At 63.2% G+C, this 26,512-nt stretch carries 14 protein-coding genes; 9 read left to right on the forward strand and 5 right to left on the reverse strand.

Translation table 11 applies throughout. The features are described 5' to 3' along the window. Nucleotides 1-72: 72 nt before the first annotated feature. From OKW26_RS18855 to OKW26_RS18870, 4 genes are all read left to right on the forward strand, one after another. On the forward strand, nt 73-1,347 hold the full coding sequence (locus OKW26_RS18855; protein WP_429354736.1) for a glucarate dehydratase family protein: 1,275 nt from the start codon (nt 73-75) through the stop codon (nt 1,345-1,347). Nucleotides 1,348-1,418: 71 nt separating this feature from the next. Next, a complete protein-coding gene (locus OKW26_RS18860; RefSeq protein WP_429354737.1) occupies nt 1,419-2,747 on the forward strand; it encodes an MFS transporter in 1,329 nt (442 codons plus the stop codon). Nucleotides 2,748-2,799: 52 nt separating this feature from the next. Further along, nucleotides 2,800-4,089, forward strand: a complete 1,290-nt coding sequence (locus OKW26_RS18865; RefSeq protein WP_429354738.1) for an MFS transporter — start codon at nt 2,800-2,802, stop codon at nt 4,087-4,089. A gap of 156 nt (nt 4,090-4,245) precedes the next feature. Continuing rightward, nucleotides 4,246-5,049 carry an IS5 family transposase gene (locus OKW26_RS18870; protein WP_143037180.1) on the forward strand — a complete coding sequence of 268 codons (804 nt, stop codon included), beginning with the start codon at nt 4,246-4,248 and terminating at the stop codon, nt 5,047-5,049. A gap of 326 nt (nt 5,050-5,375) precedes the next feature. On the opposite strand, the gene ltrA is transcribed toward OKW26_RS18870, so the two are convergent. Beyond that, entirely contained in the window at nt 5,376-6,743 is a 1,368-nt protein-coding gene (gene ltrA / locus OKW26_RS18875) for a group II intron reverse transcriptase/maturase (RefSeq protein ID WP_429354739.1), read from the reverse strand. 742 nt (nt 6,744-7,485) lie between these two features. Here ltrA and OKW26_RS18880 point away from each other — a divergent pair. Beyond that, a complete protein-coding gene (locus OKW26_RS18880; protein ID WP_429354740.1) occupies nt 7,486-15,834 on the forward strand; it encodes a hemagglutinin repeat-containing protein in 8,349 nt (2,782 codons plus the stop codon). Nucleotides 15,835-16,296: 462 nt separating this feature from the next. Here OKW26_RS18880 and OKW26_RS18885 read toward each other — a convergent pair whose 3' ends face one another. Further along, complete coding sequence (locus tag OKW26_RS18885) at nt 16,297-17,646, reverse strand: IS4 family transposase (RefSeq protein WP_429352904.1); 1,350 nt, start codon at nt 17,644-17,646, stop codon at nt 16,297-16,299. Between the two features lie 418 nt (nt 17,647-18,064). Between OKW26_RS18885 and OKW26_RS18890 the strand changes: the two genes are divergently transcribed. From OKW26_RS18890 to OKW26_RS18900, 3 genes are all read left to right on the forward strand, one after another. Further along, the gene (locus tag OKW26_RS18890) at nt 18,065-19,807 is read left to right on the forward strand and encodes a ShlB/FhaC/HecB family hemolysin secretion/activation protein (protein WP_429354741.1); all 1,743 of its coding nucleotides are present in this window, start codon (nt 18,065-18,067) and stop codon (nt 19,805-19,807) included. A gap of 55 nt (nt 19,808-19,862) precedes the next feature. Continuing rightward, nucleotides 19,863-20,459 carry a hypothetical protein gene (locus OKW26_RS18895; RefSeq protein WP_429354742.1) on the forward strand — a complete coding sequence of 199 codons (597 nt, stop codon included), beginning with the start codon at nt 19,863-19,865 and terminating at the stop codon, nt 20,457-20,459. Between the two features lie 145 nt (nt 20,460-20,604). Continuing rightward, complete coding sequence (locus OKW26_RS18900) at nt 20,605-21,339, forward strand: ABC transporter substrate-binding protein (protein WP_429354743.1); 735 nt, start codon at nt 20,605-20,607, stop codon at nt 21,337-21,339. Between the two features lie 107 nt (nt 21,340-21,446). On the opposite strand, the gene OKW26_RS18905 is transcribed toward OKW26_RS18900, so the two are convergent. The 3 genes from OKW26_RS18905 to OKW26_RS18915 all read right to left on the reverse strand — a co-directional run bounded on the left by OKW26_RS18905 (nt 21,447) and on the right by OKW26_RS18915 (nt 25,768). Further along, nucleotides 21,447-21,863, reverse strand: a complete 417-nt coding sequence (locus tag OKW26_RS18905) for an organic hydroperoxide resistance protein (protein ID WP_429354744.1) — start codon at nt 21,861-21,863, stop codon at nt 21,447-21,449. Nucleotides 21,864-22,096: 233 nt separating this feature from the next. Continuing rightward, on the reverse strand, nt 22,097-23,401 hold the full coding sequence (locus OKW26_RS18910; protein ID WP_429354745.1) for a cation:proton antiporter: 1,305 nt from the start codon (nt 23,399-23,401) through the stop codon (nt 22,097-22,099). A gap of 330 nt (nt 23,402-23,731) precedes the next feature. Continuing rightward, the gene (locus OKW26_RS18915; RefSeq protein ID WP_429354746.1) at nt 23,732-25,768 is read right to left on the reverse strand and encodes a protein-L-isoaspartate(D-aspartate) O-methyltransferase; all 2,037 of its coding nucleotides are present in this window, start codon (nt 25,766-25,768) and stop codon (nt 23,732-23,734) included. 120 nt (nt 25,769-25,888) lie between these two features. Between OKW26_RS18915 and OKW26_RS18920 the strand changes: the two genes are divergently transcribed. Continuing rightward, entirely contained in the window at nt 25,889-26,431 is a 543-nt protein-coding gene (locus OKW26_RS18920; protein ID WP_429354747.1) for a CinA family protein, read from the forward strand. The last annotated feature ends 81 nt before the right edge of the window (nt 26,432-26,512 follow it).

Consider the following 26,512-nt stretch of genomic DNA (forward strand, 5'->3'; position numbering starts at 1 on the left):
CCCCAGTAACGCACTAATACATTAGTGCTTTACCATCCGTCCCATCAAACTCTTCTTATGCCGATTGCCATCATGACTCGCGACATCACCATCACGCAGGTGCGCATCACCCCGATCGCCTTCCGCGACGGCCCGCTGCTCAACGCCGCCGGAATCCACGAACCTTGGGCGCTGCGCGCCATCGTCGAGCTGGAGACGAGCGACGGCCGCGTCGGCATCTCCGAGACCTATGGCGACGAACCGATGCTGCGCGTGCTCGAACAGGCGAAGTCGCTGGTGGCCGGCCTGTCGCCATTCGACCTCAATCGCATGGAAGAGCGCGTGCGAGCGTCGATCAAGGCGAGCCCGGGCGCGGTCGAATTCGAACTCGCGCCCGGCTCGCACTCGGCGAAGAACGCGCCGAAAGTCATCAGCACGCTCGAAGTCGCGATGCTCGATCTGCAAGGGCAGATCGTCGGCGCGCCGGTCGTCGACCTGCTCGGCGGCAAGGTGCGCGACGCCGTGCCCTACAGCGCCTATCTGTTCTTCAAGTACGCCGAGCACGTCGACAAGCCCTATGCGCCCGATGCCTGGGGCGAAGGCCTGAGCCCCGGGCAGATCGTCGCGCAGGCGCGTCGAATGATCGAGCTGTATGGCTTCCAGAGCATCAAGCTGAAGGGCGGCGTGTTCGAACCGGCACACGAAATCGCGTGCATGCGCGCGCTGCATCAGGCGTTCCCCGGCGTGCCGCTGCGCCTCGACCCGAACGCCAACTGGACGCTCGAAACGAGCATCGCGGCGGCACCTGAACTCGACGAGCTGCTCGAGTACTACGAAGACCCGTGCCCGGGTCTCGAAGGGATGGCCGAACTGGCGAAGCACACGCGCCTGCCGCTCGCGACCAACATGGTCATCACGACGATGGAAGATTTCCGGCGCGGCGCCGAGATGGGTTCGGTCAAGGTCCTGCTGTCGGATCACCACTATTGGGGCGGCCTGCGCGCTACGCAGACGCTCGCGCGCATGTGCAAGCTGTGGGATCTCGGCATGTCGATGCACTCGAACTCGCACCTCGGGATCAGCCTGATGGCGATGACGCACGTCGCGGCAAGCATCCCCAACCTGACCTATGCGTGCGACACGCATTACCCGTGGCAGGAGGAAGAAGTCATCAAGGGCGGCCGCGTGACGTTCGACAACGGCTCGGTGCGCGTGCCCACCACGCCGGGCCTCGGCGTCGAGCTCGACCGCGAGCGGCTCGCCGAACTGCATGCGCAGTATCTGTCGTGCGGCGTGCGCAATCGCGATGACCTCTCGCAGATGCGCAAGTACGAGCCGGGCTTCACCGGCAAGAATCCGCGCTTTTAACTCCCGCTTCCCATCCGCGCCTACGAGCCCTGCGACGCGCAACGCGCGTCGCCATCGAAGGAGACAACCCCATGAGTAGCCCGATTGCCGACACGGCGCGGCCCGAGCGCGCCGGCGCGCTGGCGAGCGCGGTGCGCAAGATCAAATGGCGCGTGCTGCCGCTGTTCGTCGTGATGTTCATCGTCAACTACATCGACCGCGTGAACATCGGCTTCGTGCGCCAGCATCTGAGCGCCGATCTGGGCATCGGGGCGGCGGCCTATGGGCTCGGCGCGGGGCTCTTCTTCATCAGCTACGCGATCTTCGAAGTGCCGTCGAACATCCTGCTGCAGCGCTACGGCGCGAAGCTGTGGCTCGCGCGCATCATGCTGACGTGGGGGCTGGCCGCGGCCGGCATGGCGTTCGTGCGCGGCGAGACGTCGTTCTACGCGATGCGGCTCCTGCTCGGCGCGGCCGAAGCGGGCTTCTTTCCCGGCGTCATCTACTACTTCACGCAATGGCTGCCGAGCAACGAGCGCGGCAAGGCGATGGCGATCTTCCTGAGCGGCTCGGCGCTCGCGTCGGTGCTGTCCGGGCCGATCTCCGGCGGGCTGATGCTGATCGAAGGCGCGGGGCTGCGCGGCTGGCAGTGGATGTTCATCATCGAAGGCATGTTCTCGGTCGTGCTCGCGGGCTTCATCCTGCTGTGGCTCGACTCGAAGCCGCGCGACGCCGCCTGGCTCACCCGCGCCGAGCAGGACGCCTTGCTCGATGCGGTCGACGAAGAGCAACGCCAGCGCGCCGCCGCGCACCCGGTCAAGCCATCGATAGGCGCGCTGCTGCGCGATCCGCAAATCCTGATCTTTTGCCTGATCTACTTCGCGGTATCGCTGACCATCTACGGCGCGACCTTCTGGCTGCCCAGCATCATCCGCAAGATGGGCCATTTCAACGATTTCCAGGTCGGCCTGTACAACTCGATTCCGTGGCTGATCTCGATCGCGGCGATGTATCTGTTCGCGATGCTCGCGGCGCGCTTCAAGTTCCAGCAGGCGTGGGTCGCGTGCGTGCTGCTGATCGCCGCGCTCGGCATGTATGCGGCCGGCCAGGGCGGCCCGGCATTTTCGTTCGTCGCGATCTGCTTTGCGGCGATCGGCTTCAAGGCCGCCTCGTCGCTGTTCTGGGTGATCCCGCAGGGCTATCTCGACGCGCGGATTTCCGCCGCGGTGCTGGCGCTGATCAACTCGATCGGCAACCTCGGCGGCTTCGTCGCGCCAGCGGCCTTCGGCTTCCTCGAACAGAAGACCGGCTCGATCGAGGGCGGCCTCACTGGACTCGCGGTGATGTCGGTGGTAGCCGCCGGGGTCGTGTTCTTCTCCCGTATGAGCCCGCGTGAAGGAATGCCCACCTCCGCGCATTGACTGCATCGAACAACCGTATAGACACCATTTGCAGAAACCTTAAGGAGACACGATGAAAACGATAGAAGCCACGACGGCCGCCGCACGCACGGCCGTCGGACGATACCGATGGACCATCTGCGCGATGATCTTCGCCGCGACGACGATCAACTACATGGATCGTCAAATGCTCGGGCTGCTCGCGCCGCTGCTGCAAAAGGATATCGGCTGGAGCCAGGTGCAGTACGCGCAGACCGTGATGGTGTTTACGGTCGCCTATGCGGTGGGTCTCGCGATCTTCGGCCGCATCGCGGATCGCGTCAGCACGAAGAAGGTCTACGGCAGCGCGATGGCGCTGTGGAGTCTCGCGGCGATGCTCCACGCGGTGGCATCGACCGTGCCGGGCTTCGCGGCCGTGCGCGGTCTGCTCGGCTTCAGCGAGGCGGCCAATTTTCCGGTTGCGATCCGCACTACCGCCACGTGGTTTCCGAAGAAGGAACGCGCGCTAGCGACGGGCTTCTGGAACATGGGCGCGACGATCGGCGGCATCGTGGCGCCGGCCTTCGTGCCGATCGCTGCCGTGATGTGGGGCTGGCGCGCGACGTTCATCGCGGGCGGCGCGACCGGTTTCATCTGGCTGGCGGTGTGGATGCTGGTTTATCGGCAGCCTTCGGAGCATCCGTCGGTGTCGAAGGAAGAACTCGACTACATCAATGCCGATCGCGAGGAAGTCGCCGAGCAGAAAGTCGGCTGGTTGTCGGTGCTCAAGTACCGCGAAACGTGGGCGTTTGTGTTCGGCAAGCTGCTGACCGATCCGGTGTGGTGGTTCTATCTGTTCTGGCTGCCCAAGTGGCTCAATGAGTCGCGCCATATCGACATCGGCAACATGGGCCTGCCGCTGATCGCTATCTATACGATGTCATCGGTCGGCAGCGTGGCGGGTGGCTGGCTGTCGTCGCGTTTGATGGCCCGCACCAACAGGCCGAATTTCGCGCGCAAGCTCACGATGCTCATTTGTGCATTGTGCGTGGTGCCGATCGCAACGTTGTCGTATTTCCAGAGCCTGTGGTGGGCGGTCTTCGCCGTTGGTCTCGCGGCAGCGGCGCACCAGGGCTGGTCGGCGAACCTCGTCACCATCGTCGGCGACGTGTTTCCGAAGCGGCTGGTCGGCACGGTGGTCGGTATCGGCGGCGTGGCGGGGATGGTCGGTTCGTTCTTCTTTTCCGGCGTGATCGGCGAGACCTTGCAGCGCACCGGGCAGTATTGGGCGCTCTTCACCGTCGGCGCGTCGGCGTATCTGGTTGCGTTGGGCATCATTCATCTGCTAATGCCGCGGATGACGGCGGTGAAGCTGCGGGATTGAAGTGCTGGTGGTGGGTGGGAGGACGGGGGGACGTGGTATGGATAGGTGGCGTTCCTCACCCTTGCAGGCACGGCCCCCGCAGACGCGGGGCCGCTTCTTGTCATTCCTTAGAGCGTGTTAGGCACTTTCTGTCAGACCTGGTAACCTGGCGGGATGATAGAACGCAAGCCATACCCGACAGATGTTTCGGACGAGGAATGGAGCTTCGCCGCTCCGTATCTGACCTTGATGAACGAAGATGCACCGCAGCGCCGATACGAACTGCGCGAAATGTTCAACGCGCTTCGCTGGATGGCGCGCGCGGGTGCATCGTGGCGCATGCTGCCGACCAACTTTCCGCCGTGGGAAATGGTCTACCAGCAAACGCAGCGCTGGCTGAACGCGGGTTGTTTCGAGGCGATGGTCAACGATTTGCGCTCGGTGCTGCGCGTGGCGCAACAGCGTCAGGGCCAGCCCAGTGCGGTCATTCTGGATGGACGCACATTGCAGTCCACGTGTGAAAGCGGGCCGCGTGCGGGCTACGACGGTTACAAGCGCAAGCGGGGCAGCAAGGTTCACATGGCTGTCGACACGCTGGGGATGCTGCTCGCGGTGCACATTACGCCGGCCAACGAGCAGGAGCGCGCGCAGGTGGCCGAGCTTGCGCGTCAGGTTCAGCACGTCACCGGTCAGACGGTGAAACTTGCGTTTGCTGACCAGGGCTATACGGGCGACACTGCTGCACAGGCCGCACGTGATGAAGGCATTGAACTGCAGGTCATCAAGCTGCCTGAGGCGAAGAAGGGCTTCGTGCTGCTGCCCCGCCGCTGGGTGGTCGAGCGCAGTTTCGGCTGGCTCAACCGCTTCCGGCGGTTGGCACGCGACTACGAGCGCCTGCCCGAAACCCTGGCAGGCCTGCACTTCGTCGTCTTCGCCATGCTTATGCTCGTTCATGCTGCACCGATTATGAAAAGTGCCTAACACGCTCTAGCGTCCGTATAAACACAAGCCGATATATCCACCGTTCGGAATAATCCTTCTTGCAACACGACGCAATCTCCGCGCGTTTTTCCCGGTGAAATATACGCTTGTGGCGGAGCCTTTTTATAGTCAAAGGCCTATCCATCGGTGGATGTGGACGCAGAGGTCCCGGCTGCGCGGTCATGCAGAACAACTCCAATCAACTAGTGGCGCGCATCATAAACTCCGAGACGTTGAATCGGGATAGGGACAGGCCTCGCGGCCCGGCCCCTCCCACACCACCGTGCGTACGGGTCCGTACACGGCGGTTCGGATCGGTTAATCGACTATGGCCTTAGTGATGGAAGCCCCAGCGAGCGAAGGTAACGGTTTGACAGGGCGATGCCCAGCGCGGGACTGCAACTCAGCCGCCACGCATCGTGTGGCGAACCGACCGTCTGGGCAGCAAGGTTTCGGCTGACGCCGCGTACTGTCAGCTCCCGGAATCTTGTGCGGCCCCGTTTCCACTGCTTCCAGAAGAAGCAGCGGATGCGGCGGCGTATCCATTCATCCAGGCGTTGCAGAACGCTGGGCGTTTCGCAGAAACCGAAGTAGCCCCGCCACCCTGCCAGATAACGTTTCAGCGCGCCGATCATCTGGTCGACGCTGACCCCGCGCGTGCGTTGAGTCAATTCCCGGATGCGCTCCTTGAGGCGGGACAGCGCCTTGGGCGCAATACGCCGTTTGACCTTGTCCCGATCCGAGAAGGTGAACCCCAGAAACTTCCGCGTGTGTGGCCGTGCGACCGCGCTCTTGGTCTCGTTGACCGTCAGCTTCAGCCTGCCGGCGAGGAAGGCCTTCAGCCCCGCCATCACACGCTGGCCCGCGCGTTCGCTGCGTACGTAGACGTTACAGTCGTCAGCGTACCTCGCGAAACGCAGCCCGCGTCGCTCAAGCTCCCGGTCAAGATCGTCGAGCATCAGATTGGATAATAGCGGGGACAGGGGACCACCCTGGGGTGTGCCCTCGTCCGTCGCACCAACCAGCCCGTGCTCCATCACACCCGCCGTCAGGAAGGAGCGGACCAGCTTCAGCATTCGCTTGTCGCTGACTCGCTTTGCCACCCGACTCATCAGGATGTCGTGGCTCACGCGATCGAAGAATTTCTCCAGATCCAGATCTACAACCCATCGGTACCCCGACTGGATGTAGCTTTGCGCCTGCGCCACGGCCTGATGTGCCGAGCGGCCCGGACGGAAGCCGTAGCTGGACTCCGAGAACGTCGGGTCCCACTGCCTTTGCAACACCTGCAAGACCGCCTGCTGGACGAATCGATCAAGCGCAGAGGGGATGCCGAGCTTGCGCACGCCACCACCATCCGGCTTGGGTATCTCGACCCGTCTCACAGGTTGAGGCTTGTATGTGCCGTTCAGCAGCGTGGCCCGTATCGACGGCCAATGCTCCCGCAGGTACGCCGGTAATGCCTGAACGGTCATCCCGTCCACGCCCGGTGCGCCCTTGTTCGCTTTCACACGCTTCAACGCCTGCTTCAGGTTCCCCCTTTCGCAGACTTCTTCCATCAGTCGGTCATATGCCGACGGGCTTTCAGACTCGGGGTTCGCCGCCATAGGTTCAGCCCCTCCACCAGCAGCCATCGGGGCTTCACCCCTGCTTCCGGTGTCGAGGACGCGATGCGTTTTCTGCTGCTCTCCCATGTCGAGTTCTCCGGCTTACTCGCCGCTCCTTTCCGTTCGGGCCTTCAGGCGTCGCCGCCCTAATATGCCCTCTGCTGACTCCTGCACGGTGGTCAACGGCCCTTGCGAGCCGCTCAGTCCTGATTCCAGGACGCCATGCAGGCCTCCCGAGGTAAGCGCAACCGCCTTCACCACACACCTGCCAGATCTACCACCCCAGCCCTTGATGGCTATGGACTTCGCAATCAATTGCTTGCTCGTCCGGCTAGGTAGGCCTCGCATCTGGTTTCTGTTCGTCAGGTCATGGCTTTGCTACACGCTTCCTTCAGACCCCGCCTCACGACGACGCCCTTGCGTTTCGCTAGTCCTTCACCACCATCAGGTTGGACAGGGGACTCACACCCCCAAGCTGTTGCGCATGCTCGGCGCACAACGAAAGAGCCCGCATTGGCGGGCTTTTTCGTTTCATGGACAGCATTGCAGCTGATTAACTGACGTATCAGGCAGTTTTTGTCGATTGTCAAATCCGACTTTTCATGCGAATCCGGTTTTGACAATCAGATGACTCCGAATTCGCAAAATGTGGTTTTAGTGTCGAATCCTGACAATCGTTGACAGAAATTAGTTTGCGATTGCCTCAGCATGAACCGCATGCGCGCGAGGTGTGCGCCGTCAGGTGCGATGCCGGTCCGGCGTCGTGTGAGGTCACTGGAATACGCCGTTGCAGTATGCAGGGCTTCATCCAGCATCACAGGTACAAGCAATGAATAACCGTTATTACCGGCTTGTTTTCAGCAAGCTCCGGGGAATGCTCGTTGCGGTCGCAGAAACCGCAGTCGGACAAGGTAAGGCAGGTCAGGGAGAAACCGGCCCATCGGTCGCGCTGCAATCGTTCACCCTCTTCGCAATCCGTCACGCGGCCTTTGCCGCACTAGCTATTTTCGGTCTTGCGCCCGTCACGTCGTACGCGCAGATCGTTCCCGGTGGCGCACATGCACCCGGCGTCATCAGCACGGCGAATGGTCTACCACAGGTGAACGTGAACAGACCGTCGAATGCGGGCATATCCGTGAATACGTACTCGCAGTTCGATGTGCAAAAAAACGGCGCGATCCTCAATAATTCGCCCGTTAATACGAACACCCAACTCGCCGGACAGATATCGGGTAATCCGAACTTCGGACCGAACAACGCCGCAAAGATAATCGTCAACCAGGTCAACAGCAATAATCCGTCGCTATTGCGCGGTTATGTCGAGGTCGCGGGGAAAAAGGCGGATGTCATCATATCGAACGCTTCCGGCCTGGTCGTGGACGGCGGCGGCTTTATCAACACCGCACGTGGAATTTTAACGACTGGTAATCCGCTGATCGACGCCAATGGCAATCTGACGGGTTTCAGTGTAACGGGCGGCATGATTACTGTCCAAGGGGCGGGCCTGAACACTTCAAATATTGATGAAGTGGACTTATTGTCCCGCGCCCTGCAGGTGAATGCAGCCATATATGGCAAGTCAATGCATGTTGTGACGGGCGCAAACAGCATCGACTACACGAGCCTGATTCCAACGCCGATTGCAGGAAGTGGCCCCGCTCCCGGCGTTTCCATCGACGTGTCGCAACTGGGTGGCATGTACAGCAACCGCATCGTTCTGGTGGGGACGGAGAACGGCGTGGGTGTTGCGAATGCCGGTACCATCGCTGCGCAGGCGGGGGATCTGATACTCACGAGCGCGGGCCAGCTTGTACAGTCCGGCACGATGAACGCGAGCGGCAATCTCGGAATTAACGCGGCGGGCGTCGCGAACAGCGGCACGATCTACGCCCAAGGCAATACCTCCATTGGCACGGCGGGAGCCGTTACCAACAGTGGCACCGTTGCGGCACAACAGAATACGTCGATCACTGCGGGCAGCGTTGCATCGACCGGCACGCTCGGCGCGGGCGTGAATGGCGATGGTTCGGTGGGCAGCGGCGGCGACCTGCTGCTTTCCGCATCGGGCCAGCTTGATGCCAGCGGCCTGAACATGGCGGGCGGCAATGCGACGCTCTCGGGCAGCGGCGTGAATCTCGCGGGCAGCGAGACGGCGGCGAACGGCAACATGGCGCTGGCGGCATACGCGGGCGACGTGAACCTCGCCGGGGCGACCACGAGCGCCGCAGGCGCGGTCAACGCGCAGGCTGCAGGTGCGCTGGTCAATGACCGGGGAACGCTGACGGCCGGCGGCAGCATGACGCTTGACGCCGGCAGCCTGTCGAACCAGAACGGCGGCATGTCCTCGCAGGGAACGTTCGTCGCACAGACTTCGGGACAGATTGCGAATCAGGGCGGCGAAATGGTTTCGCAGGGTGCGATGCAGGTACGCGGCGGAGACATTTCGAACAACCAGGGGGCCATGCAGGGCGCCACGGGCGTGCTGGTAGCCGGAGCCTCGCTGGACAACAGTGCGGGCCGGATAACGTCGCTCAGCGCAGACGGCCTGTCAGTCACGACCACGGGGCAGCTTCTGAACGCAGCAGGCACCACCGCCGGTGGTGCGCAGGGTGGCGTGATTGGCGGCAATGGTACCGTGACCCTGCAAGGCGGGAGCATTGTCAATCACGGCACGGTCAGCGCGCAAACGGATCTCCAGCTTGACGCGCAGTCCCTGAACAACGACGCGGGTACGCTTCAGGCGCAGAACAATGCGACCATCAATGCCGGGGCGCAACTTACCGATAACGGCGGCGTGATCGTAGCCGGTCAGCTGGCGGCGGTGAGCGCCACGACGCTGGACAACAGCGGTGGCGTCACCCAGGCGGCGCAACTGTCGCTTGACGCCACGAACCTCCTCAATCACGCAGGCACGATCACGCAGACTGGCACGTCAGCGATGACCGTGGCCGTCTCGGGAACGCTCGATAACTCTGCGGGCGGGACAGTCCAGACGAACAGCACGGACCTCACGCTCGCCCCGGCGGTTCTGAAAAATGATGGTGGCACCATCACCCACGCGGGAACTGGCACTCTCGCGATTGATCCGGGTAATGGCTCGGGTTCCTTTTCAAATGCGGGCGGCACGGTGATCACGGCGGGGCAGCTTTCGGTGCACGCCAGCAGCCTCAACAATCAGGCCGGCGCGCTGGCTGCGATGGGGGCCATCGCGGCCAGCGTCGCAGGCGACGTGAGCAACACGCAGGGGGCGGTACGTTCGCTGTCGTCGATCTCGCTCGCGAGCGGCGGCGCACTCACGGACACGGGCGGCCAGATCCAGTCAGGTACCGGCGCTGCGGGCGACGCCAGCTCGCTCTCGGTTCAGGCGGCTTCCATCGACAGCACAGACGGGCTCATCGGCAACCTCGGCACGGGAGACACCACCGTGCAGGGCGGCAGCCAGATCGTGAACAGTGGCGGCCTGATCGCAGGTAATGGGTCCGTGAAGCTCGGCGCGTCTTCCATCTCCAACACGCAGGGCGGCCAGGTCAGTGGCGCGAATGTCGCGATCCAGACCGGTACGCTCGATGACACGGGGGGCAAGATTGGCACCTTCGCCGGTTCGGGCGGCAATGTCGTCATTTCGGCGAGCGGGGCCGTGTCGAACACCGACGGCCAGATTGGCGCCGATCACGACCTGTTGCTGAATGCCGCGACGCTCACAGGGGGCGGCGCATACAGCGCGGCCAATGACGTGTCGGTGAATGTTCAGGGCGATTTTGCGCCGACGCCGGATATGCAGTTCATGGCCGGTCACGACCTCACCTTTACGCTGCCCGGCACGTTCAGCAATTCCGGCTCGCTCGAGGCGGTCGATAACCTGGCCATCAACGCGGACGACATCGCCAACAGTGGGGCGATGATGGCAGGCGGCACGCTCATCACGCACTCGAACACGCTGGAAAACACCGGTGCAATCGTCGGCGGCAGCGTGTCGCTGAACGCCACTAGCAGCATTTCGAATGTAGGACCATCCGCGCTCATTGGCGCGACGGACAGCAGCGGCACGCTGGAACTGCTCGCGCCCGACATCGAGAACCGCGACGACACCACGGCCACCGACACGCAGGCGACGACCGCGATTTTCGGCTTGGGCAATGTCGTCCTCGCAGGCGGCAAGGATGCGAACGGCAACTACACGAACGCGAATCTTATCCGCAACCAGTCGGCGCTGATCCAGTCGGCGGGCGACATGACGCTCGCCGCCAATCAGGTCACGAATACGCGGACGACGATGACCACGACGGGGCTGAATCAGTCTGTCGATCCGTCCTTGATCGCTCAGCTCGGCATCAGCCTGTCCGGGTGTACTGCGGTCAACATGGCCGCGTGCTCGGGTCAGGATGTGGGCTGGACCACCCCGGATAACCCGGCGTTCCTGACCATGATTGGCGGTGTGTACACGGTGCCGCCGCACGGCGGCCAGTGGAATAGCGGCTACCAGTACACGACCTATACGGGCGTGGCGGTAGCAAACCTGATTGCGTCCATCAGCCCGCAGGCGCAGATCATTGCGGGCGGCAACCTGGACGCGTCGAAAACGGGGCTGTTCCAGAACTACTGGAGCGCCGTCGCCGCCGCGGGCAACATTGCGATGCCCGTCTCGCTGGACGCGGATAGCTGGCGCGGGCAACTCGCGCCCGAGGTACAGGTCACCTACTCGGGCTACTATCACTACAACAACTATGACAACAGCGAACACAACTGGACCTTGCCGTTCGGCAATGCGCCGTTTGTCGGTTCCAATCCGGGCGGCTACCAGGTAGCACCGGCTGACGTTCGCGTCTACGGCCTGCCCGACTACGAATCCACTTGGACGGCCGGTGGCACGATTTCTGGTACAGGCGTGAGCGTCAACAACACGGCGGGTAATGCGGGGATTCCATCGCTCGGGCTTGTACCCGGCCAGTCGGTCAGCGGGGTGAATGTCGGCGGGGTCGGCGGCAGCGCCGTCCAGGTCGATCCGGCGATCGCTCGCGCCACGGCGGTGAACGTCCTGAGCAACCTGACGATCCCGCAGGGCGGACTGTTCAGACCGGACACGGCACCGAACGCGCCGTACCTGATCGAGTCGAACCCGGCCTTTACGAACGCGAAATCGTTCATTTCCAGCGACTACTATCTCCAGCAGCTTGGCCTGAATCCCCAGACGGTGGAAAAGCGCCTCGGCGACGGCCTGTACGAGCAGCAGCTCGTGCAGAACCAGATAACGTCGCTGACCGGCAAGGCCGTACTCGGCCCCTACACCGATACGCAGTCGATGTACGAAGCGATGCTGGCAGCAGGCGCATCGCTCGCTGAATCCCTGAATCTGTCGCTCGGAGTGGCGCTGTCGCCCGAGCAGGTCGCCGCGCTCACGACCAACGTGGTCATCATGCAGACCGAGATCGTGGACGGGCAGTCGGTGCTCGTGCCGGTCGTCTATCTCGCGCAGGCCAGTCAGCAGAACATGAATGGGCCGCTCATCGCGGCGACCAACATCGATCTTCAGAACGCGCAGAGTTTCACGAATAGCGGCACGATCCAGGCAAGCAATTCGCTGACGATCAACGGCCAGTCCGTAGACAACGCGTTAGGCACCTTGCAAAGCGGTGGCCTCATGTCGCTGGCGACAACGGGCGATGTCAACCTGACCTCGGCGACCGTAAAGGCCGGGAGCCTCGCGCTGAATGCAGGCGGCAACCTGCTGCTGAATACGGCGACGAACACCGTCAATCAGGTCAGCGCAACAGGGGCGACGCGAACCACGACCACGCTGGGCCCCATCGCGAGCGTGAGCGTGGCAGGCGACGCCGCGATTGTGACAGGCGGCAACTTCGAGCAGAACGGGGCCAATCTCAATGTCGGCGGCAACCTCGGCATGGCCGTGGGCGGCAACTACGACATCGGCACCGTTCAGACCGGCGAGCAGAAGGTGGTTCATGGCGCGAACGGCGTGTCGGATACGGACCTCAACAGCGCGAACGGCAGTTCCGTGAATGTTGGCGGCGTTTCGCAGATCGGCGTAGGCGGCAACCTGACCGCGACGGGCGCGAATATCAATCTCGGCGGCGGCGGGACGATCGCGGTGAACGGCGACGTGACGCTCCAGGCGGCGAAAGCGACCTCGACCGTCGACAGCAACAGCTCGGTCAGCGACAGTCACGGCAGCAATTCAGACTCGTTGCACACGTCCGCCGATACGCTGACGGCGACGACGCTTAATTCCGGCAATTCGCTTACCGTCGCATCGGGAAACGATATCAACCTGATCGGCAGCACGATCAACCTCGACAAGGGGACGGCCACGCTTGCGGCTGCGAACAACGTTAATATCGGCGCGGCCACCACGACCTATGTCGACAATTTCCAGGGGCAGCATAGCCACAGCAACGTGGTAAGCGGCAAGGAGGTATCGAGTTCGAGCAACACGACGACGACGCTTTCGCAGGGCAGCATGATTTCTGCAGACCGCGTGTCGATCTCAAGCGGCAAGGATATCAACGTCGCGGGCAGCACGATCGTCGGGACAAACGATGTCTCACTGAGCGCCGTGCATGACGTGAACATCACCACGACGCAGGATACGAGTCAGAGCAGTTCGTTCTATGAGGAAAAGAAGTCGGGCTTCGGCGCGATGAGCGGTGGTGGCGTGAGCCTGAACTACGGCAATAGCGACACGAAGGAGACTACGCATGACAGCAGCGTGACGAACAACGCCAGCCTTGTCGGCAGCACGAACGGCAACCTCTCGATTCAGGCGGGCAACACCCTGCACGTAACGGGCAGCGATCTCGTGGCAGCCCAGAATGTCACGGGCACGGCGGCCAACGTGATCATCGATGCGGCGCCCGACACCTCGCACCACGACGAAACCCAGGAGGTGAAGCAGAGCGGTTTCACACTCGGCCTGTCGGGCAGCGTGGGCGATGCGATCAACGGGGCGTACCAGCAGGGCCAGGCGCTCGCGAGCGGCAACAGCAACGGCCGCGCCGAGGCGCTGCACGCCATTGCGGCGGGCGGCAATGCGGCGATGGCGGGTATGGGTGCAGCGGGTGTGATGGGCGGCGCAACCGGGCCGAACGCGCCGAGCATCGGCGTGCAGTTGAGCTTCGGTTCCAGCCAGAGCAAGAATACGTTCACCGAGGATCAGACGACGCAGAAGGGTTCGAACGTTCAGGCGGGCGGCACCGCAGCTTTCGTGGCAACTGGCGACGGCACGCCCGGCAGCGGCAACCTGACAATCGCGGGTTCGAACGTGAGCGCGACCGATGTCGTGCTCGCCGCGAAAAATCAGGTCAACATCGTCAACACCACGGACACGGACACGACCGCCAGCACGAACAAATCGAGCAGCGCGAGCGTCGGTGTGTCCTATGGCACGCAGGGTTTCGGCGTCTCGGCGTCAATGTCCAACGCGCACGGCGACGGCAACAGCAATGCGGCCGTCCAGAACGCCTCGCACGTCAGTGGCACGAACAGCGTTACGGTGATTTCAGGCGGCGATACGAACATCACCGGGTCGCAGGTCAATGGCGGTACGGTGAACGCGGCTGTCGGCGGCAACCTGAATATCCAGAGCGTGCAGGACACGACTGTGAACACCGCGCACCAGAGCAGCGTGGGCGGCGGCTTCAGCATCAGCCAGGGCGGCGGCAGCGCGAGCTTCAGCGCGCAGAACGGGCATGCCGATTCGAACTATGCGCAGGTGAACGAACAGGCGGGTATTCAGGCGGGCAACGGTGGCTTTGATATTAGTGTCAAGGGCAACACGAATCTGGCGGGCGCGATGATTGCCAGCGATGCCGATGCGTCGAAGAATTCGCTGACGACCGGTACGCTCACGTACAGCGATATCCAGAACCAGTCGCACTACAGCGCGTCCAGCAACGGTATCGGCGCGGGTGTGGGCGTCGGTAATACCGGTAAGGCGATTGGGCCTGGCTCGGTGAGCGGTACAGGTGGCGTGTCGCCGATGATCTCGCAGAATGAGAGCGGTGATTCGAATGCGACGACGCGCAGCGCGATCAGCGCGGGCTCGATCAACATTACCGACCAGGCCGGGCAGAAGCAGGACGTGGCGACCCTGAGCCGCGACACCACGAACACGAACGGTACGGTCGCTCAAACGCCGGACGTGAATACGATCCTCTCTCAGCAGACCGACACGATGCAGGCCGCGCAGGCGGCGGGCCAGGTCGTGGCGCAGGGTATCGGTGCCTATGCGGACAACAAGCGTGATACGGCCACCGACAAGGCTACCTATGACGCCTGGGACGAAGGCGGGGACAATCGCGCCCTGTTGCAGGCGGCGGGCGGTGCGCTCATCGGTGGGCTTGGCGGCGGCAGTATCTTTACGGCGGTTGGCGGAGCCGCCGGCGCGGGTCTTTCCTCGAAATTGGCCGGCCAATTGGACAGCCTTTCGAAGGGCGTTGCCTTGGAAACCGGTTCGGACCTGCTCGGCAATCTTGCCGCTAATGTCGCAGCAGGTCTTGGCGGGGCGTTGGTGGGTGGAACCGCAGGCGCGGCAACGGCGTCAAACGTGCAGTTGTACAACCAGATGATGGATACGAAGAAAACGCTGTCGAAGGTGTGTAATGCTTCGGCGCCGTGCGATCCTTCGCTGGCCATGGCTGCGGTCAATGCGGATGGGGCGAACGCTACTATCGCATCGAATAACATGCAGACGGGTGCCATGTACGGGGTGCCTGCTGCTGCTGTAGCGGCGCTCGGACCGGAGGCCGTGACCGCTGCGGTGCTTGCTGGTGGATACGACTATGCAGGAAGCTATGTCAACTACAAGACCGGGGCGAGTCCGGATGCGCCGAACTTTACAAACTCGTACATTGTCGGGATAGTTGGTGGTCTGAGTGCCCCATTTGCGATAGGAGACGAAGCAATCGCCACAATGGGAGCGGCCGGAAAGATCGCCGCTAATGGCTACAACGCGGCGGTAAACGGCGTCGCTGCATTCGGCAGCGCCGGCATGACCGGCAATAATCCTGATCTGTCCGCCGGGGTAGCCACCGCGACGACGGGCGCTGGGTCATGGGCAAAAGCAGTGCTGCCGTCGCCAATTGGAAATCTTGTCAATCAGATTATGCAGGGTGCTGCTGGACCAATTCAGCAAGCTATTCAGAATAATCAATCACAAAAATGATTATGGAAACTCAGGCGAGACGTAGGTTCATTACCCGTTACGTAAAGGCATACATTTCCGTCTTTGCCGTCGTCGCTGTTGTTATCGCGATATCAGAGCTACGGGGTGCCGGGTGGCGCCCTGCGTTAGCCGGAATACCGATGTATGTCTCGCTTTTTGTGTTGGTTACCTACGCGATGCTACGGGAGCGTCGTCAGATCAGGAAAAGTAACAAGATGGATGAGGGCGAAAATTAATGCTCGAAGCATTTAGGCATGCGATGTCGGGAGCTTCTAGGAGAAGCCCTCTTTTTTTCCACATAGCTGTTGTTCTAGTTGCGGTATCTCTGTTTCGGGGTAACAACTGGAAGGCTATCGCTGGCAAGGTTGCGTTCGCGGCTATAGGGTTCCTCTTTGTCATTTTTTTCGAGTTGTACAAGGGATGGCGAACTGCTGCTGGAGAGCCGCGGTTAAATGCATCGGCTTATACACAATTTCCAGCGTGACCGCCGACACGTAACTTCTGCAATGTCTTGGCAGCGATATGAACCTCTTTGAGTCCCAGCCAAATAGCTTTCGCGCCGGGTTCGCCATCGCCCTTGCGGCCGAGGAATCCGCCCAAGCGCGCGATCAAGCGCAGCACCTCGTTGAGCTTGGGCTTGGCCGGCTGCTTGACGTCGGTCAGCAAATACGCGCCGCGAATTTCATCGACATCGAAGAACAGTTCGGCATCCAGATCGGGGCAACTGCGGCCCATGTGCATCAGATGGACGATTCGCCAAGCCACGACCAGAAACAGCGCCAGCGCGCGTTCGAGCCGTTCGATCGCGCCCAGTTGCAGCGCCTCGACTCGGCAACCGTTCTTCAGCACGTTGAACAAGATCTCGATTTCCCAGCGCGCCCGATACCAGTCGATCAGTTCAATCGCTTCCTGCAGCGTCCTGGCTTCGCGGTTGGTCAGCAAGCGCCATTCGATCGGCTTGACGCCGTCTGGTGCATCAAACTCACGCGCCACCAGACACGTGGCCGCTACGCTTTGACCAACGCCTGCCGGCAGTTCGATGCGCCGCAACCATACGTGCTGGCGCACCTGGCGCGCCTTCACGCCGTGACGCGAGCCCATCGTGAAGGCAATCTCGCCGAGCGGTGCGCCTTCTGTCGTCGCCGTCCAAAGCTTAGCTCCCTCGGGCAGCGAGCGGTCGTGGGTCGAGCGAATCAGCCAATCCGCCGGCGTGCCCAACTCCTGCGCCCGCACCATCAGCGCGAGCATGTCTGCCTCGCGATCGGCGACGTACACCAGTCGCGTGTGCGGCAGGCTCGATGCCGTTTCCGCTACCCGCTCGTAACCCTCGATCCAGCGCAGGCTTTCCTTGAGCCCGCCGCGCTTGCCCTGCGCGTCCTTGGGCTCACGCGCCCACATCCACGCGTCGAGTACACCCAGCGGCACCCGCTCAGGTGTCACCGCATAGGTCGGATGCAAATACATTCCGCGCTGCATCTCGTAAGACAGTGGCCCAAGGCCCGCGGCCTGCCGGCCGTTGAAATCCAGTTCCGTGGTGTCCTGCAGGCACAACACGACCGACTGGGCGGCCATTCGTTGCTCGGTCTGCCGCCAGTGCGGCTCCAGAATCGCACTCCACTGGACCTCGCCGTTGTCGAAGAAGCGGTACGCCGCCATCGTCTCGCCCCAGCCCCGACACGCCTGCGGCACGCCAGCCGTCGGCTTGGCCGCCAATCGTTCCATCAATGTCCTTGCTCGCTTGTTCAAGCGCGCGTCGCCAAGGTCGAGCCCAGCAAATTCGGTTTCCGTCCAGCACGGTGCTTCCAGGGCCAAGGCGTTCACGCAAAAAGCAAGAGTAAACGCGACGCGCCGAAAGTTTACAAGCCCCGGTCGATCTCATTGCTCGACGACGGTTTGTTCCGGCCTACGGTGCGGAGGGCAGACTTGTGTATAAGACGATGGGTTAAATGGCGGACAGCTATGGAGACGATTCGTTATCGTTGCGGTGGTGTTGTCGACCATTTATATCGGGTTGGCTTTGTACCTCGCAGTCTTTTCGGGCAACCCGGATGGTTTAGCTTTGTTGTTCCCTTTTTATCTTCTCTTACTGTTTTCGTGCGCCTTACCGTTGTTTTGGGAGTTCAGGGATTTACGTGCAATCGAAAGCGAAAGTGACTCAATTTAACAGGCTTGCCAGAGAAACATAGGGGGTGACTTCTCAATCGCCCCTCCTACGACCTCACGTTCACCCATGAAAATCCGAAAGAGGCTGGCGGCCCTGCCGCTCACAGCCCTGGTATCACTCGCATCAAACGCGCAGACGCCTCCCGATGTGGCGGCAGCGGCCCGTACGAACGCCGAGCAGAACCAGCAGGTCCAGCAGCAGCGCGACGCACAGCAGCGCGCGGCCACCGTCGCCGCGCCGGTTGTGCGCTCGACCGCACCGGTAGCGGGAGAATGGCCGGTGCTGCCGGTCGAGACGCCGTGCTTTCGCCTCGACACGTTCGCGGTCGAGGTGCCTGAAACGCTGCCTGAGGCGGTTCGCGTGAAAGGCGCGTCGGCATTGCCGATGGACCCATTCGCATTCCTGCATGAATGGCTGCGGCATTACGAGGGGCAATGCGTCGGCAAGCAGGGTGTAGACATGCTGGCGAAGGGGCTGCAAGGCGCAGTCCTGAGCCACGGCTACATCACGACGCGCGTCCTGTTGCCGACCCAGGACCTCTCGAAAGGTACGCTGAAGTTCACCCTCATACCGGGCGTTATCAGAAACCTGAAGTTTGCTGACGCCAGCACGCAAGGCACGCTGAAAACCGCATTCCCTGCACGCGACGGCGACGTACTCCAGTTGCGTGACCTTGAGCAAGGTCTGGAACAGATGAAGCGCATACCGAACCAGGATGCGACGATGGAGATTGTCCCCGGCGTCGTGCCCGGCGAAAGCGATGTGGTCGTGACCGTGAAACGCACGAAGCCCTGGTCGCTCGTGGTCTCGGCAGACAACTCGGGTACCGACGAGACGGGCCGGTATATCGGTAACGTAACGCTCGGCCTGTATAACCTGCTGGGCCTGAATGACATTCTCTCGGCGGGGTTCAACCAGGATTTGCAGTTTGGCAATCACGACCTCGGCACGCACGGCTGGAACGCCTCGTATGCGATGCCGTGGGGTTACTGGACTGGCACGCTGTACGGCTATACGAACACGTATTACCAGCAGATCGCGGCCACCAATGGAACCTACGTTGCGAGCGGCAACGCGCAGACGGCGGGCCTGAAACTGGAGCGGGTTGTCCACCGCAGCCAGAACGATGTGTCGGGAGTCGAGTTCCAGCTTATCAAGCGCTTCGGTGTGAGTTTCATCGAGGACGCCGAGATTCCGCAGCAGTACCGCGACAATACATTTATCGAGGCGGGGCTGACCAACCGGCACTACTTCGGCGCGGCGCAGTTCGACGGGACACTGGCCTACCGTCAGGGTATCGGTGGCCTCGGCGCGCAGCCCGACACACCGGGTGGCCCAACCTACCGCTTCAAGATGGCGACGCTCGACGCAAACCTCTCGGTACCGTTCGCGGTCGCCGGGCAGGCGCTTCGCTATGTCGGCACCCTGCACGGGCAGTTCACCAACGACGAACTGAACTATATCGATGACCTGAGTATTGGCAGCCGCTACACGGTGCGTGGCTTTAGCGGACAAACGATGCTCGCGGCAGAAAGAGGCTTCTACTGGCGCAACGAACTCCAGTATCCGCTCGGCCAGACGGGGCAGGTTCTTTATGCAGGCCTCGACTACGGTCACCTGTGGGGACCGTCCACGGCGTACCTCGCGGGTACGCAGCTCGCGGGTGCGGTCCTGGGGTTCAAGGGTTCCGTACCCTCGCGCCTGGGCACGTTCAGCTATGACGTGTTCGCCGGGACGCCGGTCTATGCACCGACCGGCTTTCCTGCGCCGAGCGTCACCCTGGGCTTTCAGGTGACAGGGCAATTCTGATGAGTGATTCACTGACCATAAGGAGATAACAATGCTGATGAGCCGGAAATTTTCGATGAGTCTGATTGGCGCCGCAGTGCTGCTTGCTGCGTGCGGCGGTGGGAGCGGCAGCGATGGCGGTAGCGGTGACGCAGCAGCAGCGGCGGATTCGTCGGCCTCGTCACCGGGAGCCGCCTCTGCTCCAGACGCGGCGTCATCCCCGCAATCGACCGCGTTCAACTGTCCGGCCAACTACAAGCGGCTGGATATCGCCCTCGGTACGGCAGCCGGCACGCCTATGACGATGGTAACCGACGACAATATTGCAACCCTGACACTGAAGGCCCCCACTGGCGGCGTCACGCGCGCCCTGACGCTCTGCCTGGGCAAACCCGATCCGGCGCCGGCTGGCGTGCAGACCAGCTACGCCTACGAAATCACGGAAGGCGGTGATGGCGATATCACGCAGATGGATAGCCGGCTGCTGACGTTCAATTTCACGACGACCCAGCCCGTGACGGGTACTCCGGCGATCGAACTCGCGACCGTTACGACGTCGGGTGTGGCCTATTCGCCGACAATTCCGGGCGCGCTGATCGCGGTGAGCCCGAACTACAGTGTTGCCGGTTATGTGAACGGGACCGGGCTGTACGTCGTTCGCCTGGCGAAGTAGGCCCATGAGCGGACGACACAAGCAATGACTTGGCAGCGATGCGCGAGCATCTGCGACATACTCACGACGCGCTATCCCGCATCAGCGAAATCCTCGAACCCTAAGACTGCGCTTCGCCCCGAACGCGGTCGCCACGAGAGGCCTTATGACCATCGATCCCTCCGTCGTCGCCGCATTCACGCCCACGGGCAAGCTGCGCGCATCGATCAATCTCGGCAATCCAATCCTCGCCAATCGTCACGCCGACTCCGGCGAGCCGTTCGGCGTATCGATCGATCTCGCGCGCGCGTTCGCCGCGAAACTGGGCGTCGAACTGGAGCTGGTCGTCTTCGATACGGCCGGCAAATCGGTGCAGGCCGTCGGCGAGGAGCGCGCGGATTTCGGCTTCTTCGCGATCGATCCGTTGCGCGGCGAGACGATCGCGTTCACAGCGCCGTATGTGTTGATCGAAGGCTTCTACCTGGTGCGCGACGACTCGCCGGTACGCTCGAATCAGGATGTGGATCAGGCGCACAACCGAATCGTCGTTGGCAAAGGCAGTGCATACGATCTGTTTCTGACGCGCGAGCTGAAATCCGCGCAAATCGTGCGCGCGCCGAGCTCGCCGAGCGTCGTGCCGACGTTTATCGAGCAGCATCTGGAAGTGGCGGCAGGCGTGAAGCAGCAACTCGAGGCCGATGCGAAGCAAACTCCCGGTCTGCGGTTGCTAGACGAGCGCTTCATGGTGATCCGGCAGGCGATGGGTGTGCCGAAGAGCCGCGGCGAAGCGGCGGCTCACGCGCTGCGTTCGTTTGTCGAAGAGATGAAGGCTTCGGGCTTGGTGGCGCAATCGCTCGCGCGGCACGAGATCGCGGGAGCGTCGGTTGCGCCTGCGGCGTAGCGGGCCGCACGAACCCGACACCGCGTAGCTTTCGAAGCTGCTGGCATGGCAGATACGCGGGGCCGCGCGATGCTTCGGCGCGGCCCCGCCACCACCCTCAGCGACGCTCAAACGAGCGTAGTCTGCACACCCACATTACCGCGCAACGCCTTCGAATACGGGCAGGTCAGATGCGCTCGCTCGATCAACCCGTGCGCCACGTCACGCTCGACACCGGGAAGACTGACGAACAGACGCGCCTGAAGGAAATAAGCGCCATCGGTGGTGCCGAGATCGATCTCCGCATCGACGCTGGTATCGGCCGGCAACGACAGGTGCAACGCGCGCGCCGCCAGCCCGAGTGCGCCGATGAAACACGCCGACCAGCCCGCGCCGAGCAACTGCTCGGGATTCGTTCCACCCCCCGAGGTGCCGGGCGGCGACAGCTTGATGTCGAGACGGCCGTCCGAGCTGCGCGCGGCGCCTTCGCGGCCGCCGGTCGTATGGGTTTTGCCGGTGTACAGCACTTCTTCGATGCGGGTCATGGTGGCTTACTCCTGCTGATCCAGTGATATTCAGGTCTGCAAATCCGGGCTCGAACTTGCGGTGCACGTATTTGAACGCGCCGACGTATCTCGCATGTGTCTGGATCAACGGGTTTGGTAAGCGCACGTATCCCCGGGCCGCGCGGATACATTGCGATACAAGGAGCGGCAAACGGGAGCCAGGCGGAGCGCGGCGCGACAACTCACGCGCGCCATCGCGCCCGTCGCTTCATTCAGCGACGCCGGTCGAAATACCGCCGCAACAGATAGTTCGCGGTCGAGCCATGCAGCAGCACCGACAACACGATCGCATCGAGCACGGCGGGCAGCAGCGGCGTCATCGCGCCACGCACGTATTCAAGGCCGAACATCAGGTAGTAAAACGCGCCGACGCCGCGAATCCCCATCCACGCCATCAGATGCCGCTGGCTATTGTCGATGCGCGCACCCATCATCGCGACGACGACGGACAGCGGCCGCGCGACGAAAAACAGAAACACCGCGGGCAACACGGCGCGCAGATCGAACATCTCGCGCCAGTGCGCGGACACGACGCAGCCGATGATCAGCATCAGCGACAACTCCGCGAGTCGCTCCATTTCGCGCATGAAGCCCATCATCGATTCGGCGAGGACCGCATGCGCCATTTCTGGATCCTGGGCGACATCGACCTGTTCGCCGTGCTGCACCTCGTCGAGCACTTCCGAGGGATTCTTGTCGCCCGTCGCGCGCAACTCCTCGTGACGGACGGCGACGCCGGCCACGAACACCGCGACGAACGCATACGCGTGCAGCAGCAGCGACGCGCCGTACGACGTCGACATCAGGCCTAGCGCGAGAAACCCGTCGAGACCGATCGCTTCGCCGTAGCGGGTGCGCAGAAAGAAGATCGCGCGCGCGAACACGATCGCCAACACGCAACCGATCACGAGCGCACTGACGATCCCCCACAGCACCGAGCCGACGAAATGCACGCCGCTGCCCGAGCCGAACAGCCTCGCGCCGGCAAGCGTCAGTCCCAGCACCGCAAACGGATAGGCGGCACCGTCGTTCAGGCCGCCTTCACCCGACAACGCGAACCGCACGGGCTCGTCGTCGCCAGCTTGCGTCACGCGCAGCTCGTTGGCGAGCACCGGGTCGGTCGGCGCGAGCGCGGCCGCGAGGAACAACGCCGCGCCGTCCGCGCGTCCGGTCACCAAAGCGGTGAAGCCGAACATCAAGGCGACGGTGAAGAGCATCGCCGGGCCGCCGAGCCGCAGCGGCAACAACCACAGCGGATTGCGCAGCCGCACGCGCAGATGCATGCCGATCGAAAACAACGACACGACAAGCCCGACTTCAGCCAGCGTCGCGAGCAACGCGGTATTGCGGAGCAGATCGACCCCGACGAGCCCGGACACGGCCGGCCCGACCGCCACGCCGACCAGCAGATAGATCATCGCGCCGGTCAGCGGCAAGCGGCGGATCGGCCCGCGCGCGACGGCCATGAACGTGAGCAGCGCGCCGATCAGCAGGAACCAGACCGGTTCGTCCTTCATGGCGGAATCGCGAGCACGCGCGGCGGTGGCGGCAGCCAGGCCGCGTCGCCGCTAGCGCGCACTGCTCGCGCCATGCCGGCGGCACTGTCCGTGCTGAACCGCTGCCTGGTTCGCGCGCCCCGCATGTTCACGGTTCGCCTGGTCGCGGCTCAGCTCGCCGGGCGCCTTGCGCGCAGACGACGCCACTGGCAACACCCGACATCGCGGCGATGGCAAGGCGCTGTACAACCTTGTTCATGAGCGACCCCTCGGTTCGGACCAGCTGGAATGCACTGTCCGTTCCGTTGCAAGCCGCGTTCCTCGCCTGAGGCCTGAGCGTGCCGATCGCCCTCACACACCGAATGGAAAAGTCTCCGCCGCATGGTTCTTTTCGTCGGCGGAAACGGGCAGCGCGCTCACCGCGCTCGTGCGATCGAACCACACGAACGCATCGAACTGCTCGGCCAGCGACGCTTGCGCGTAATGGCTATGCCGCTCGGTCCCGGGACGGTAGATGACGCCGATGAAGCGCTCCAATAGCGGCGCGCGCAGCCGTTCGCGCAGCGTGTCGTGCATGCCGGGCCGCAGGTCGAGCAGGAAGCGCGGGAGACCCGTGCCGTGCATGCTGAATTCGACGCTGCCCTCGAGCGATGGCTGCACGGTTTTGACCTCCATCGGTCCGCCCCAATCGCTCGCTGCGGCGACCGTGCCGCTGTGCGTGCCAAACCCGATCAGCGCCGCCGCGTCGCCGAACTGCGCGCGACACAGCTGGCCGAGATTGATCTCGTCCTGCATGCGGCCCATCTGCGTGGCGCTCGCGTCGCCGATATGCGAGTTGTGCGCCCACACGACCAGACGCGCCTGCGGCCCGCGGCTGTCGAGCGTATGACGCAGCGTGTCGAACATATGCGTGTCGCGCAGATTCCAGCTTTGCGGCCCGCCGTAGTACATCGCGCGATAGTAGTGCTCGGCGACCGCCACGAGCCGCGCGTTCTGCGCCGCGTCGAGGAAGCGCTCGCCGTCTTCGCGCGCATAGTCGAGCCGGCTTTTCAGCAGATCGCCGAGTTGCGCGACCACGTGTTCTTCGCACTGCGCGTAGCCGCCGCTCAACGCGGCGCGTCCATATACGGCCGGATCTTTCTGCCACGGACTGAGGCACCCGTAACGCTCGCGAGCGATGCGCGCCGCGGCAGGGTCGACGCTGTCGAGATAGCGCAATACCGCATCGATCGATTCGGAAAGGCTGTAGATATCGAGCCCGTAAAAGCGCGTTTCGCGCTCGGGGTGCGCGGCGTTGTGCGAGCGCAGCCACGCGACCAAGCCCATGAAGTCGGTGTTGCGCCACATCCAGGTCGGAAAGCGGCGAAACGGTCGGGACCGCCCGCCGGGCATCGGCCGATCGCGCACATGCCGGTCGACGATCGCGGCGTCGGGCCAGTCGGCCTCGACCGCAATCATCGAAAAGCCGTGCTGCTCGACGAGGCGCCGCGTGATCGCCGCGCGCGCACGGTAGAACTCCGACGTGCCGTGACTGGCCTCGCCGAGCAGCACGACGCGATGCCCGGCGAAGCGGTCGAAAAATGCCGCGAATTCCGCGGAATCGATGTCGGGCAACGGTTCGGCCGCGTCGCGAATCGCGAGTTCGAGCGCGGCCGGCGTAGGTGCGGCCGGCATAGGCGTGAGCGGGATCGGCGTGGACGTGGACGCGGGCCGCAAATCCGCGCGCGCCGCGCCGCCTGGCTCCGGCCAGCCATCGTCGCCGACGAGCGGCACGAAGCGCACGTCGCCGAACGCATCTTCGTCGTAGTCGTGTTCGTCGCGCCGCACGATCTTCACGAGCCGCTGACGGCTCTGACTGCTGCCGACCGGCATCACGAGCCGTCCGCCCACGGCGAGTTGCATGCGCAGCGCTCGCGGCACACGCGGCCCGCCCGCCGCCGCGATGATCGCGTTATAGGGCGCATGCGCGGCAAGACCTGCGGTGCCGTCGCCGACATGCACTTCGACGTTCTCGTAGCCGAGCCGCTGCAAGCGCTCGCGCGCGCCCTCGGCGAGGCTCGCGTCGCGTTCTATGGAATCCACCCGGCCCGCGATCTCCGCGGCGATCGCGGCCGCATAGCCGGAGCCCGTGCCAATGTCGAGCACGCGATCGCCGGGCTGCAACTCGGCGGCCGCGAGCATCTTCGCGACGATGTACGGCTGCGAGATCGACTGCTCGCCGCCGATCGGCAGCGGCGTATCGTCATACGCGAATTCGCGCAGATCGGATGGCACGAATGCCTCGCGCGGCACGCGCCGCATCGCTTCGATCACGTAGTCGTCGCGCACGCCGCGTTGCACGATCTGCCGTTCGACCATCCATGCGCGCGCTTCGTCGAAATCGCTCATCGCCGCCTCCTCGCGAATGCGCAGCGCTGCGCGCGCCACGCATTGCGACGGGGCCGCGCGCGAGTCCGCTGCTCTTTCACGCTTCAGCAATGAGCATACCGCCGGCAGGTACTCGTGGCGATGCGCGAAACGCGAATCGCGCCCGGACCGATCTTTGCTGCGCGCTTCTCGAGAGCGATTGCACGAACCAAATGCCGGTCCGAATCCTGCACGGGCGGTCAGATCGCGTCGTATCTGGCGAGCGTGCCGGGTAGCGACGCGTGTCTCGATGTCGGCTTCGTCAGCTACTCGCCATCGGGCAAAGCAGGCTTTCTCGGTGTGCGGCAAAGCACGATGAAGCAGTACGGGCTTACCAGCGAAGCGGTCGCGCGCGAAATGGCCGAGGGCGCGCTGCGCCAGCAAGGCTGCTGCGCGGACATCCCGGTATCGAACACGGGGCTCGCCGATAGCGGCGCGCATGGCGGCTCCGATGACGATCCGCCACCAGGCACGCAATGCTTCGCGTGGTCGTTCCGACGGCGCGGCAATGAGTTCACCACGTTCGCCGAGACGCGGCGCTTTTCGGGCGACCGCAACGACGTGCGTTCGGCCGCCGCGCTGTATGCGCTGTCGCGCGTCGAGCATTACTTCGATCAACTCCCGCGCGTCGAGCGGGACCACTGACGAGAGAGCGCGACGCGCCACCAACGCGCATTGCCGGTGGCACCGACGCCATTGCCGGCGTCGGTGTGAAGGGGCGGCGCT

This window comes from Paraburkholderia sp. 32 (assembly GCF_050435345.1).
In the GTDB taxonomy this organism is placed as follows: Bacteria; Pseudomonadota; Gammaproteobacteria; order Burkholderiales; family Burkholderiaceae; genus Paraburkholderia; species Paraburkholderia tuberum.